The following is a 12,460-nucleotide window of genomic DNA, read 5'->3' as shown; positions in this document are numbered from 1 at the left end:
GTATCAGGCGGGTGGGTGGACGGGAGTGTCGCTTGTGCGCGACTGCGGTTCGCTGGGGGCGGGCAGTGGCTGCAGATCCATGGGGGGTAATGGCGCCGGTGTGACGGGTGCTGGCACCTGCACGGGTGCCGTCTCTGCAGCCGGTGTTGGTGCGGGGGCTGGCGTTGTTGCTGGCGCCGGACTGGGTGCTGCCACGGGTGCGGCAGGCAGCGGGCCGACCTCGACCGGGGTCACCACGCCGCGCGACTGAATGCGGATCTCGGGCGGCGGCAGGATTTTGGGCGGGTTGGCGCGGTTGGGGTTGATGGCCGCTGCCGGCACCTTGACCAGGCGCCCGGTGGAGTTGGCGTTGGGGCGCGGAGCGAGCGCCACGCCGCCGGGGCGCAGCAGGCCGCCTTGGGCCAGGCGCTTGCGCTCGCGCGCGCTCAGCGCCAGGTAATCCTCCCAAAGTCGGCGCTTTTCTTCGGCTGACAGCTTGCCGAAGGTGGAGTAGTTCAGCCGTGCCTGGCTTTGGTCGGCCAGGCTGAAGCGGGCCCACTCTTTCATGTGCTCGGCGATGCGCAGCTGCTCTTCGGGGGAGAAGTCGTCAAAGCTGTCGGCAATCAACAGCCAGCGGCGCTTTTGCTGTTCGGTCAGCCAGCTCCATTGCTCTTGCAATGGGGCCAGTGTGGCCTGCTGCTCGGCTTCCAGCGCGTCCCACTGGGGGCCTTCGTTGCGCGGGGCGCTGCTGCGGGTGACGCTGTTGGCGCTGACCAGATCGCTGGGCGCGCTGCCGTAGACGTTGCGCGCCTGCTTGCTAGCCATGACGCCGGCAACTGCAAAAGCAGCCAGCAAAATGCTGGCTGCGATGGTGGGGAGAGAGGAGGTGGTGGGCGCTGGGCCGCCTGCCTCGTCAAAGTCTTGTTCGTGTCTCAACGCTGGTCGGTTGGCTGCTTTTGGGCAGCAATCTTCAGATACTGGGCAAATCCAGGATCAGTATAGGCGTTTGGCGGCAACTCGTCAGCCAGCAAGGTGGCATCGTACTCGGCCATTTCGGTGGCGCCTTCGTCTGCCTGCACGCCGTTGAAGAAGGCCAAGCCTGCCACCATGGCGCTCAGAGGCACTGCCGACACCACCGCGCGCCACCAATTGCGTTTGCCGGAAGGGGCGCCCGCAGTGGCTGCTTCTTGCTGGGGTTGGCGGGCAATGGCCGGGGTGGCCACCACTTTGCGCTTGGCCAGCGCCTGCTCACGCGCGGCGCGCAGGCGCTCGCTGATGTCGTAGCTCAGGTCGGCCTCGGCTTCGCTCAGCCGGGCGGTGACGCGGCGGGCAAAAATTTCGGCTTGGGCAACTTGTTGGGCAGTGTTGTGGCGGTTCATAGCACGATTCCTTTGGCTTTGAGCACTTTGCTCAAAGTTTGGATGGCACGGAAGCAATGGGTTTTGACGCTCCCTTCCGAGCAACCCATGGCCGCTGCAGTCTCTGCAATGTCCATCTCTTCCCAGTAACGCATGAGAAACGCTTCGCGTTGACGCGCTGGCAACTCTTGTATCTCTTTTTCTATCAATGCAAGCGTTTGTTTGCGATCGGTGTGGCTTTCGGCGCTCTCATCCGACTCGCCTTGCTGGGCGTTATAGGTTTCTAACAGATCGAAGTCGCCCCCTTCATCGTCGGGGCCTTCGAAGGCACTCATATTGGTAAAGAGTGCATTGCGGGTTTTTTGCCGGCGAAACCAGTCGAGCGTGCTGTTCGACAGGATGCGCTGAAAGAGCATGGGCAGCTCTGCGACGGGCTTGTCACCATAGTGTTCGGCCAGCTTCATCATGCTGTCTTGCACGATGTCGAGGGCCGCTTCTTCGTCGCGCACATGAAAAAGCGAGCGCTTGAAAGCTCGCTTTTCAACGCTTTTCAGAAAATCGGACAGTTCTCGTTCAGTAGCCAAGTCGTACCCAACACCAAGGTTATTGGCGGCAAACCTTGCCGCACAGGCGCAAAAACGCGAACGTTACCCGTATTTACCCAGGTAGAACGCCGCGCTGTGGCAGAAAACACCGCGCCAAACGCAAGATTATCGCATCCTGCGCAAAAAAATTCCGAGCTTTGTCGCAAAGCGATGTTGCAGTGCGATAATGGTTTGAAGTCATATCAAGGCAAAAGGGTCACGGTCCGGCGTCGCAAGCATCTCGCCCATGTCCGTTGGCCTCAAGTTCCAAGCAGGCTCCACAAGAGCTGGGCAAGGGGCACCAGAGGTTTTTCGTTAGAGAAATTCACAAAGGTTGATCATGGAAATGTCCAAGGCCGAACAGAACTCGGCACAAGCGGCGAACCAGTCCGCACAAAAAGCACAAGAACTCATGGGCGCTGAAGTGCTGGTCAAAGCACTGCAGGCTGAAGGCGTTGAGCAGCTCTGGGGTTACCCTGGCGGCGCTGTGCTCTATATCTACGACGCTCTCTACAAGCAAGACACCATCAACCACGTATTGGTGCGCCACGAGCAAGCTGCCGTGCACGCCGCCGATGGTTTTGCCCGTGCCACGGGCAAGGTGGGTGTGGCGCTGGTTACTTCCGGCCCCGGCTTGACCAATGCGGTTACCGGTATTGCTACGGCTTACACCGACAGTATTCCCATTGTGGTGATTTCGGGCCAGACGGCGACCACCGCCATCGGCTCTGACGCTTTCCAGGAGTGCGATACCGTCGGCATCACGCGTCCCATCGTCAAACACAACTTCTTGGTGAAGGATGTGCGCGATCTGGCGCTGACGATGAAAAAAGCCTTCCACATCGCCCGCACCGGCCGCCCCGGTCCGGTGGTGGTTGATATTCCGAAAGACGTGTCTTTCAAGAAGGTGGCGTACAGCGGCTATCCGGCATCGATCGAGATGCGCTCGTACAACCCGGTGAAAAAAGGCCACAGCGGCCAAATTCGCAAGGCACTGCAGTTGTTGCTGGCGGCCAAGCGCCCTTATATCTATACCGGTGGCGGTGTGCTGCTGAGCGGTGCCGAGCAAGAGCTGCGCACCCTGGTCGATCTGTTGGGCTACCCGGTGACGCACACCTTGCTGGGCCTGGGTGCCTACCCGGCCAGCGACAAAAAATACCTGGGCATGCTGGGCATGCACGGCACGATCGAAGCCAACAACACCATGCAGAACTGCGATGTGCTGCTGGCTGTGGGGGCGCGCTTTGACGACCGCGTCATTGGCAACCCCAAGCACTTCATGTCGGTGGCCGATCGCAAGATCATCCACATCGACATTGATCCATCATCCATCTCCAAGCGCGTCAAGGTCGATGTGCCTATCGTGGGCGATTGCAAGGAAGTGCTGACCGAGCTGATCGCCATGATTCGCGAATCGCAGGCCAAGCCCGATGCAGCCGCTTTGCAAACCTGGTGGAAGACCATCGAAGGCTGGCGCAGCCGCGATTGTCTGCGTTACGACCGCGACAACAAGGAAGTGATCAAGCCGCAGTACGTGGTGGAAACCTTGTGGAACATGACGCAGGATGCCGATTGCTACGTCACCTCCGACGTGGGCCAGCACCAGATGTGGGCCGCGCAGTACTACCGCTTTGAAGAGTCGCGTCGCTGGATCAACTCCGGCGGTCTGGGCACCATGGGCGTGGGCATTCCCTACGCCATGGGCATCAAGCTGGCCAAGCCCGATGCCGAGGTGTTCTGCATCACCGGCGAAGGCTCGGTGCAGATGAACATCCAGGAGCTGGCCACCTGCCGCCAGTACGAGACGCCGATCATCATCTGCGCGCTCAACAACCGCTACCTGGGCATGGTGCGCCAGTGGCAAGAGATCGAGTACTCGGGCCGCTACAGCCACAGCTACATGGATTCGCTGCCCGATTTCGTGAAGCTGGCCGAGGCCTATGGCCATGCGGGCATGCTGATCGAAAAGCCCGAAGACGTGGAGCCTGCCTTGCGCGAGGCGCGCCGCATTGCGCGTGAAGAACGCAAGAGCGTGTTCCTCGACTTCCGCACCGACCCGACGGAAAACGTCTTCCCGATGGTGCAGGCCGGCAAGGGCATCACCGAGATGTTGCTGGGCGCAGAAGACCTGTAAGGTTTGCTGCGGCATCCCGCCTCATCGAGCATTAACTTTTAGACGAATCTATTGCCTGCCAGACCCGTCGCTTACCGGCGCGGGCGAGGGCAGCACAAACGGCAGCACACAAGCGAACACTGGTTGGTCGCGCTGGCGTCGCAAAAAGAGGAATCGAGCCTGATATGAAACACATCATTGCCGTTCTCCTGGAGAACGAACCTGGCGCCCTGTCGCGCGTGGTGGGCCTGTTCTCGGCCCGTGGTTACAACATCGAGTCGCTCACCGTGGCGCCGACCGAAGACGCATCGCTCTCGCGCATGACGATCACCACGGCTGGCTCGGACGACGTGATCGAGCAGATCACCAAGCACCTCAACCGCTTGATCGAAGTGGTCAAGGTGGTCGACCTGACCGAAGGCGCCTACACCGAGCGTGAGCTGATGATGGTGAAGGTGCGCGCCGTCGGCAAGGAGCGCGAAGAGATGAAGCGCATGGCCGACATCTTCCGCGGCCGCATCATCGACGTGACCGAAAAAAGCTACACCATCGAGGTGACCGGCGACCAGGCCAAGAACGACGCGTTCTTGAGCGCCATCGACCGCTCGGCCATTCTTGAGACCGTCCGCACCGGTGCCTCGGGCATCGGCCGCGGAGAACGCATCTTGCGCGTGTAATGCGCTGGTGCTGCCAGCTGCTGCGCCAGCGTCGGTTGATAGCCGGAGTGGTGCTGCTGCTGGTGGGGCTTGTGCTGATTGTCTCTGCGCTGCAGCGAGACGACCCGGAGTGCTCCTGGGAGCAAGACCTCTGGGTTCAAATTCGCCAATGCGACAGCTCAAACACACAAGCCGAGGATTCCGCTTTGGAACGCACCTATCCTTGGTGGCCTCTCATAGTAGGATTGGGCGCTTTTGTAGCGGGAGCTTATTTGCTGGCTTCAGGAAACACCGCAAGGCCCCCTGACGACGCAGATTCTTAAACAAGTGTTTGTTTGCATTTTTGACTGATACCAACGGAGCGAAGCATGAAAGTTTTTTACGACAAGGACTGTGATCTGTCCCTCATCAAGGGCAAGACGGTTGCCATCATCGGCTACGGCTCGCAAGGCCACGCCCACGCCCAGAACCTGAACGACAGCGGCGTGAAGGTCATCGTCGGCTTGCGCAAGGGTGGTGCTTCGTGGCCCAAGGCTGAAAAAGCCGGCCTGACCGTGATGGAAGTCAACGACGCCGTCAAGGCCGCTGACGTGGTCATGATCCTGCTGCCTGACGAAGACATCGCCAAGGTCTACACCGACAACGTCAAGGACAACATCAAGCAAGGCGCTTCGCTGGTGTTTGCTCACGGCTTCAACGTGCACTACAACCAGGTCGTGCCCCGCGCTGACCTGGACGTGTGGATGGTGGCTCCCAAGGCCCCAGGCCACACCGTGCGCAACACCTACACCCAAGGCGGCGGCGTGCCCCACCTGATCGCTGTCCACCAGGATAAGTCGGGCAAGGCCCGTGATCTGGCTCTGTCCTACGCCATGGCCAATGGTGGCGGCAAGGCTGGCATCATTGAAACCAACTTCAAGGAAGAAACCGAGACCGACCTGTTCGGCGAACAGGCCGTGCTGTGCGGTGGCGCTGTCGAGCTGATCAAGATGGGCTTCGAAACCCTGGTGGAGGCCGGCTACGCTCCTGAAATGGCTTACTTCGAGTGCCTGCACGAGCTCAAGCTGATCGTCGACCTGATCTATGAAGGCGGCATCGCCAACATGAACTACTCGATCTCGAACAACGCCGAGTACGGCGAGTACGTGACCGGCCCCGAAGTGATCAACGAAGAATCGCGCAAGGCCATGCGCAATGCTTTGAAGCGCATCCAGAACGGCGACTACGCCAAGATGTTCATCCAGGAAGGTCGCCTGAACTATCCTTCGATGACCGCTCGCCGCCGTAACACTGCCGATCACCAGATCGAGCAAGTGGGTGGTCAGCTGCGCGCCATGATGCCTTGGATCGCCAAGAACAAGCTGGTCGACCAGACCAAGAACTGATTGTTGCTTGCAGCACCGCCGTCCAGCGGTGCGCGACAGCCATCACACCAGGACTGCTTCGGCAGTCCTTTTTCATGCCTGCTCAAAGCGGTCGGCCCATGCAGTCAGCATGGCGGTTGGGGCGGTGGATGCCGGGCGATAAAGGTACACTGTGCAGCTTGTGTTACAAGGTGCAGGCCTTGTAGAAAACTATAAAATTGATAGCTGATTGCGCTTGCTTACCAAGCGCCGGAGTTGAATCGGATGCTGGATAACAACGATACCAAGGCCAAGGCGGGTGCTGAGAGCCAGGCGCTCGCCCACCGCAAATGGCGCAAGGGCATTTATGTGCTGCCTAACTCGTTCACGCTGGCGGCTTTGTTTGGTGGTTTTTACGCCATTGTGATGGCGATGAACGGCCGCTTTGAGGCAGCCGCTGTGGGCGTTTTCTGTGCCATGGTGCTTGACAGTCTGGACGGTCGCGTGGCCCGCATGACGCATACCCAAAGCGCGTTTGGCGAGCAGATGGATTCGCTGTCCGACATGGTGTCTTTTGGAGCCGCGCCTGCCTTGATTGCCTACGAATGGGCGCTGCGCCCCTTGGGCCGTTGGGGCTGGATTGCGGCCTTTGTCTACTGTTCGTGCGCGGCGCTGCGCCTGGCACGTTTCAATGTGAATACGGGTGTGGTGGACAAGCGCTATTTCCAAGGTATGCCTTCGCCAGCGGCGGCGGCTTTGGTGGCAGGATTTATCTGGCTGACCAGCGCGCTGCTGGTCTCGCACCGCGATGTGCCTATTTTTGGCGAGGTGATTGCGCTTTTCGGTGGCCATCCGGCCAGCCGTGATGACCTGTCGTGGATCATGTTTGCCATCACCTTGTTTGCTGGCCTGACGATGGTGACGAATATTCCGTACTACAGCTTCAAAGGCGCTGGCATGGCCAAGAGCGTGCCCTTTATCTCGCTCGTCGTGGTGGTGCTGGTGCTGGCGCTGGTAAGCATTGAGCCGGCCACCATGCTGTTCCTGATCTTTGTCGTGTATTCGATCTCGGGCTACGTCATCTACGCCTGGCGCCGTGCCAAGGGCCAGCAGGTGTCGATTGTTGCTACCAGCACGGATGAGCCCGACGAGCGTGGTCTGCACCATGATTAAGGGCTAATGCAGAGCGCCAAAGTGGGCGCCTGAAATTATGGTTTTTGGAGTTTCAGCAGCCCACCTGCGCAGCGTAGCGGGCGCCGGAAATCACACCCCCAACGGCAAGATGGCCGCTTAGGCTAAGGGTTGTTGGCGCAGACAATACTTTGGTATGGCAAGCCAGCAACACAACGCATAAGCGGTCATATTGCCATCCCCAAACGAAAACTCGCGACGCCAAAGCAGCGTGTATTTCGTCATGGCACTGGCAATCACACTTTACCCTGACACAAAAAATTTTCTTCCACGCTATAAAAGCTGTGTTAGAGTGCTCCTCATGCAAATTTTGTCCCTAGCTCTACTACTAATGTCCAACGGGCAGTTAGAGTAGCGCGCGTAAAAATTTCGCACCCCTACACCATCGGCCCGTTTGCACCAGCAACGGGCCGTTTTTGTATCTGTAGGTTGCTGGCGTCCACCCCGAACCCTTTGTTTCGATGAGAAAGACCCGACAACCATGTTGAACCAACCCGCTAGCAAGTACCGCGCATTTCCAGCTGTTGCGTTGCAAGGCCGTACCTGGCCTGATGCCCAGATCACCCAGGCGCCGATCTGGCTGTCGACGGATCTGCGTGACGGCAACCAGGCTCTGATCGAGCCTATGGATCTGGCGCGCAAGCTGCGGATGTTCGACATGCTGGTGAAGATCGGCTTCAAGGAGATCGAGGTCGGCTTCCCCGCTTCGTCGCAGATCGAATTCGATTTTGTGCGCCAGCTGATCGAGGAAAAGCGCATCCCTGCGGATGTGACCATCCAGGTGATGACGCCCGCTCGCCCCGAACTCATCACCCGCACGGTCGAAGCCTTGCAAGGTGCGCCGCGCGCCATCGTTCACATCTACAACGCGGTGGCTCCCGTGTGGCGAAAAGTGGTGTTTGGCATGAGCGTGCCCGAGGTGATGGATCTGGTGAAAACCCAGGTCACGCACCTCAAGCAACTCACCGATGCCCAGCCGGGCACCGAGTGGATCTTGCAGTACTCGCCCGAGACCTTCTCGTTGGCCGAATTGGAAGTGTCCTTGCAAGCCTGCGAAACCGCCATCACCGCCTGGGGCCCGGGCCGCAACATCATTCTCAACCTGCCCACCACGGTGGAGAACACTACGCCCAATGTGTTTGCCGACCAGATTGAATGGATGGTGCGCCAGTTCCAAGGCCGCCCCGAGGTGGTGATTTCCGTGCACCCGCACAACGACCGTGGCACCGGCACGGCCAGCGCAGAAATGGCTTTGCTTGCTGGCGCGCACCGCGTGGAAGGCTGCTTGTTTGGCAATGGCGAGCGCACCGGCAACCTCGACATCGTCAACGTCGCCCTCAACATGTATGTGCAAGGCGTGTCGCCGAAGCTGGATTTTTCCGACATCGATGCGATCCGCGCCGAGGTCGAATACTGCAACCAGTTGCCCGTGCCGGCGCGCCATCCTTATGCCGGCGACTTGGTCTACACCTCGTTCTCGGGTTCGCACCAAGACGCCATCAAAAAGGCTTTCGCTGCACGCAATGAAGGCGATATCTGGGAAATGCCTTATCTGCCTATCGACCCCAAGGACCTGGGCCGCAGCTACGAGGCGGTGATCCGCGTCAACAGCCAGTCGGGCAAGGGCGGTATCTCTTACTTGCTCGAAGAAGAGTACGGTCTCACCATGCCACGCCGCTTGCAGATCGAGTTCAGCCAGGTGGTGCAGCGCGCCATGGATGTGGCTGGTACCGAATTCACCGCGCAAGATCTGTGGGACATCTTTGCCCGTGAGTACCAATTGGAAGCAGCGCAGGCCGTGGGCCCGTGCCGCGTCGAGCCGGCCGATGGCAGCGATGTCCGTGTCTCCGGCTCCGTACAAGTGGCTGGCCAGGCGTTTACGGTGGCCGGCCAAGGCAATGGACCGATCGACGCTTTTGTGCATGCCATCAGCAGTGCAACCGGCGTGCCGGTGCGAGTGCTCGATTACAGCGAACACGCCATGCATTCAGTCGCTAATGGCGCAGGCCGGCAGGGCGCCAATGCCAAGGCGGCCGCGTATGTGGAGTTGCGGGTGAACGACGAGCACACCTTGTACGGCGTGGGCATGGACAGCAACATCACCCAGGCGGCTTTCCGCGCCGTGGTGAGCGCGCTGGCCCGCAGCGGCGCTGTCGCACGGGTGAATATGCCAGCAGCCGATACGGTTGCCGCTTAAGAAAATGGGCGCAATGCACGTAAACTGTAGGGCTGTGCCCGGCAGCGGGCGTGTTGCGCATTGAGAAAACAGGGCAGCGCCACAAGCGCTTGCCACCACACCATGCCATGGAGAACACGATGAGCGATCAACTGATTATTTTTGACACCACCTTGCGTGACGGCGAACAGTCGCCCGGCGCGTCGATGACCAAGGACGAAAAGCTGCGTATTGCACGCCAGCTCGAGCGCCTGAAGGTGGATGTGATCGAAGCTGGTTTTGCCGCCAGCTCCAACGGCGATTTCGACTGCGTGCACAGCATCGCCTCCATCATCAAAGACTCGACCGTGTGCTCGCTCTCGCGCGCCAACGACCGCGACATAGCCCGTGCGGCCGAGGCGCTCAAACCCGCCAACCGTGCGCGCATCCACACCTTCATCGCCACCAGCCCGCTGCACATGGAGAAAAAGCTGCGCATGACGCCCGACGAGGTGTTTGAGCAGGCCAAGATGTCGGTGCGCTTTGCCCGCAACCTGGTGGGCGATATCGAGTTCAGCCCCGAAGACGGCTACCGCAGCGACCCGGATTTTCTCTGCCGCGTGATCGAGGCGGTGATCGCCGAAGGCGCCACCACCATCAACGTGCCAGACACCGTGGGCTACGCCGTGCCGGAGCTGTATGGCGAGTTCATTCGCAATTTGCGCGAGCGCATTCCCAACAGCGACAAGGCCATCTGGTCGGTGCACTGCCACAACGATCTGGGCATGGCTGTGGCCAACTCGCTGGCCGGCGTCAAGATCGGCGGCGCCCGCCAGGTGGAATGCACCATCAACGGTCTGGGCGAGCGCGCTGGCAACTGCTCACTCGAAGAAGTGGTGATGGCCATCAAGACCCGTAAGGACTACTTCGGTCTGGACGTGAACATCGACACCAAGCACATCGTGGCCGCCAGCCGCATGGTCAGCCAGACCACTGGTTTTGTGGTGCAGCCCAACAAGGCGGTGGTGGGTGCCAATGCGTTTGCGCACGCTTCGGGCATTCACCAAGACGGCGTGCTCAAGGCGCGTGACACCTACGAAATCATGCGTGCCGAAGATGTGGGTTGGAGCGCCAACAAGATCGTGTTGGGCAAGCTGAGCGGCCGCAACGCCTTCAAGCAACGCCTGCAAGAGCTGGGCGTGGTGATGGAGAGCGAAAGCGAAATCAACGCCGCGTTTACCCGCTTCAAGGATCTGGCCGATCGCAAGAGCGAGATTTTTGACGAAGACATTCTGGCCCTGGTCAACACCGAAGGCGCGCAAAGCGAGACCGAAACCTATCGCTTTGTCTCGCTCGCGCAGTCGAGCGAAACCGGCGAGCAGCCCAAGGCTAGCGTGGTGCTGGTGGCCAATGGCAAGGAAGTCAGGGGCGAATCCAGCGGCAATGGCCCGGTGGATGCCTCGATGAAAGCCATTGAGTCGCAGGCCAAGAGCGGTGCCGAAATGGTGCTGTACGCCGTCAACGCCATCAGCGGTTCGACCGAGAGCCAGGGCGAGGTGACGGTGCGCTTGCAGCGGGCTGGTCGTATCGTCAACGGAGTGGGCGCTGACCCGGATATCGTGGTCGCTTCGGCCAAGGCTTATATCGCGGCGCTCAATAAGTTACAAAATCCTACAGAGCGGGTGGCTGCACAAGGCTGAGACTTCGGAATATAATTTCACTTAAATAATTGAAGAGTCGCGTAAGTTCATGAAATTTCGCGACTTTTTTAATTCTCAATTCCAAGTCTGGCTATCGTTTTTGTAGGGAGCAGAATAATGGCGCCACGTCACCGCAGTGTTTTGCGTCGTTTTTCACACATTTTTGCAATCTGTGCGTTGGCAATTGGCATCGGTATGCCGCATGCCCATGCCAACACCAAGAAAAAAGCTGCACCGGCCAAAACCCAGGTAGCGGCCAAGCCGGGCAAAAAGCAGGCCGCCGTCGCCAGCAAGGGCGAGCGCAATGGCCGCAACCACAAGGAAGTGGCCGCTGCCAAAGGCGGCAAGAAAGTAGCAGACAAATCCGCTGGCAAAGGTGCCAAGGGCAAGGGTACGGCTGTTGCCAAGGCTGGCGGTAAACGTGCTGCCAAGGCGGCTGCCATAGCCGCTGCCGCAGCGGCCGCTGTAGAGGTGGTGCCAGCGCGCCAATCGTTCGGCCAGATGGCGGGTTTGCATGATGTGAGCGACCCGTTGGCACTGAAGTCCAGCGTGGCGCTGGTGCTGGATCAGGACACGCACGAAGTGCTGCTGTCCAAGAACGACCATGCCGTGCTGCCCATCGCTTCGCTCACCAAGCTGATGACGGGCGTGATCATCTCGCAGGCCAATCTGCCGATGGCTGAAGAAATCACCATCACCCAAGACGATGTGGATACCGAAAAGCACAGCAGCTCGCGCTTGCGTGTGGGCACTACGCTGATGCGCGGCGAGCTGCTGCACCTGGCGCTGATGTCCAGCGAAAACCGTGCGGCTCACGCACTGGGTCGCACCTATCCGGGCGGCATGTCGGCTTTTGTCAGCCAGATGAACATGAAGGCCAAGATGCTGGGCATGGCCGATACGCGCTACGTCGAGCCTACGGGCCTGTCGAGCTCCAACCAGTCGAGCGCGCACGACCTGGCCACGCTGGTGAATGTGGCGCACTCCGATCCGCTGCTGCGCGAGCTGACCACATCGCCTTCGTACCAGGTGGAAGTGGGCGAGCGCACCGTGCAGTTCAACAACACCAACCGCCTGGTGCACAGCCCCGAGTGGAACATTGGCCTGCAAAAAACCGGCTACATCTCCGAGGCCGGCCGTTGCCTGGTGATGCAGACCCAGGTGGCGGGCCGAAAGCTGATCATGGTGTTCCTGGATTCGGCCGGCAAGTTCAGCCGCCTGGCCGATGCAGAGCGCGTGCGCCACTGGGTTGAAGGCTCGGGCAGCCACCTGCTGGCCGCCAAGCGCTGAGGCAAAACCATCCCATGAAAAAACCTGCCACTGGCAGGTTTTTTTGTTGTCTGCGAAGTGCTGCGCTAGGGCTGGCGCCAGCTTCGCATGT

At 59.9% G+C, this 12,460-nt stretch carries 10 protein-coding genes; 7 read left to right on the top strand and 3 right to left on the bottom strand.

The genetic code is table 11. The annotated features are described in order from the left end of the window. Positions 1-3 precede the first annotated feature (3 nt). The 3 genes from ACFIQF_RS14715 to ACFIQF_RS14705 are packed head-to-tail and all read right to left on the bottom strand — an operon-like array spanning position 4 to position 1,921. Positions 4-915 carry a DUF3106 domain-containing protein gene (locus ACFIQF_RS14715; protein WP_393943975.1) on the bottom strand — a complete coding sequence of 304 codons (912 nt, stop codon included), beginning with the start codon at positions 913-915 and terminating at the stop codon, positions 4-6. Further along, positions 912-1,358 carry a DUF3619 family protein gene (locus ACFIQF_RS14710; protein WP_393943974.1) on the bottom strand — a complete coding sequence of 149 codons (447 nt, stop codon included), beginning with the start codon at positions 1,356-1,358 and terminating at the stop codon, positions 912-914. Before ACFIQF_RS14710 ends, ACFIQF_RS14715 begins: the two co-directional genes overlap by 4 nt. Further along, positions 1,355-1,921, bottom strand: a complete 567-nt coding sequence (locus tag ACFIQF_RS14705; RefSeq protein WP_393943972.1) for an RNA polymerase sigma factor — start codon at positions 1,919-1,921, stop codon at positions 1,355-1,357. Before ACFIQF_RS14705 ends, ACFIQF_RS14710 begins: the two co-directional genes overlap by 4 nt. A 340-nt stretch (positions 1,922-2,261) precedes the next feature. Between ACFIQF_RS14705 and ACFIQF_RS14700 the strand changes: the two genes are divergently transcribed. The 7 genes from ACFIQF_RS14700 (at position 2,262) to ACFIQF_RS14670 (ending at position 12,369) form a co-directional block, all read left to right on the top strand. Continuing rightward, complete coding sequence (locus ACFIQF_RS14700) at positions 2,262-4,055, top strand: acetolactate synthase 3 catalytic subunit (protein WP_393943971.1); 1,794 nt, start codon at positions 2,262-2,264, stop codon at positions 4,053-4,055. A gap of 164 nt (positions 4,056-4,219) precedes the next feature. Beyond that, the gene (gene ilvN / locus ACFIQF_RS14695; protein WP_393943969.1) at positions 4,220-4,711 is read left to right on the top strand and encodes an acetolactate synthase small subunit; all 492 of its coding nucleotides are present in this window, start codon (positions 4,220-4,222) and stop codon (positions 4,709-4,711) included. A gap of 347 nt (positions 4,712-5,058) precedes the next feature. After that, the gene (ilvC, locus tag ACFIQF_RS14690) at positions 5,059-6,075 is read left to right on the top strand and encodes a ketol-acid reductoisomerase (RefSeq protein ID WP_393943967.1); all 1,017 of its coding nucleotides are present in this window, start codon (positions 5,059-5,061) and stop codon (positions 6,073-6,075) included. Between the two features lie 243 nt (positions 6,076-6,318). Further along, the gene (pssA, locus tag ACFIQF_RS14685; RefSeq protein WP_393943966.1) at positions 6,319-7,206 is read left to right on the top strand and encodes a CDP-diacylglycerol--serine O-phosphatidyltransferase; all 888 of its coding nucleotides are present in this window, start codon (positions 6,319-6,321) and stop codon (positions 7,204-7,206) included. Positions 7,207-7,705: 499 nt separating this feature from the next. After that, on the top strand, positions 7,706-9,421 hold the full coding sequence (gene leuA / locus ACFIQF_RS14680; RefSeq protein ID WP_393943964.1) for a 2-isopropylmalate synthase: 1,716 nt from the start codon (positions 7,706-7,708) through the stop codon (positions 9,419-9,421). A gap of 119 nt (positions 9,422-9,540) precedes the next feature. Then, positions 9,541-11,079, top strand: a complete 1,539-nt coding sequence (locus ACFIQF_RS14675) for a 2-isopropylmalate synthase (protein ID WP_393943962.1) — start codon at positions 9,541-9,543, stop codon at positions 11,077-11,079. 117 nt (positions 11,080-11,196) lie between these two features. Further along, complete coding sequence (locus ACFIQF_RS14670; protein WP_431193943.1) at positions 11,197-12,369, top strand: serine hydrolase; 1,173 nt, start codon at positions 11,197-11,199, stop codon at positions 12,367-12,369. Positions 12,370-12,460 lie beyond the last annotated feature (91 nt).

The sequence above is a fragment of the Comamonas trifloxystrobinivorans genome, assembly GCF_043359985.1.
GTDB classification, from domain to species: Bacteria; Pseudomonadota; Gammaproteobacteria; order Burkholderiales; family Burkholderiaceae_C; genus Comamonas; species Comamonas trifloxystrobinivorans.
This window is presented reverse-complemented; position numbering and strand designations above follow the sequence as displayed.

What these genes read in the sequence shown, in the direction of transcription:
- ACFIQF_RS14710 (WP_393943974.1), bottom strand. Translation starts at nt 1,358, where the DNA reads ATGAACCGCCACAACACTGCCCAACAAGTTGCCCAAGCCGAAATTTTT.
- ACFIQF_RS14675 (WP_393943962.1), top strand. Translation starts at nt 9,541, where the DNA reads ATGAGCGATCAACTGATTATTTTTGACACCACCTTGCGTGACGGCGAA.
- leuA (WP_393943964.1), top strand. Translation starts at nt 7,706, where the DNA reads ATGTTGAACCAACCCGCTAGCAAGTACCGCGCATTTCCAGCTGTTGCG.
- ACFIQF_RS14670 (WP_431193943.1), top strand. Translation starts at nt 11,197, where the DNA reads ATGGCGCCACGTCACCGCAGTGTTTTGCGTCGTTTTTCACACATTTTT.
- ACFIQF_RS14700 (WP_393943971.1), top strand. Translation starts at nt 2,262, where the DNA reads ATGGAAATGTCCAAGGCCGAACAGAACTCGGCACAAGCGGCGAACCAG.
- pssA (WP_393943966.1), top strand. Translation starts at nt 6,319, where the DNA reads ATGCTGGATAACAACGATACCAAGGCCAAGGCGGGTGCTGAGAGCCAG.
- ilvC (WP_393943967.1), top strand. Translation starts at nt 5,059, where the DNA reads ATGAAAGTTTTTTACGACAAGGACTGTGATCTGTCCCTCATCAAGGGC.
- ilvN (WP_393943969.1), top strand. Translation starts at nt 4,220, where the DNA reads ATGAAACACATCATTGCCGTTCTCCTGGAGAACGAACCTGGCGCCCTG.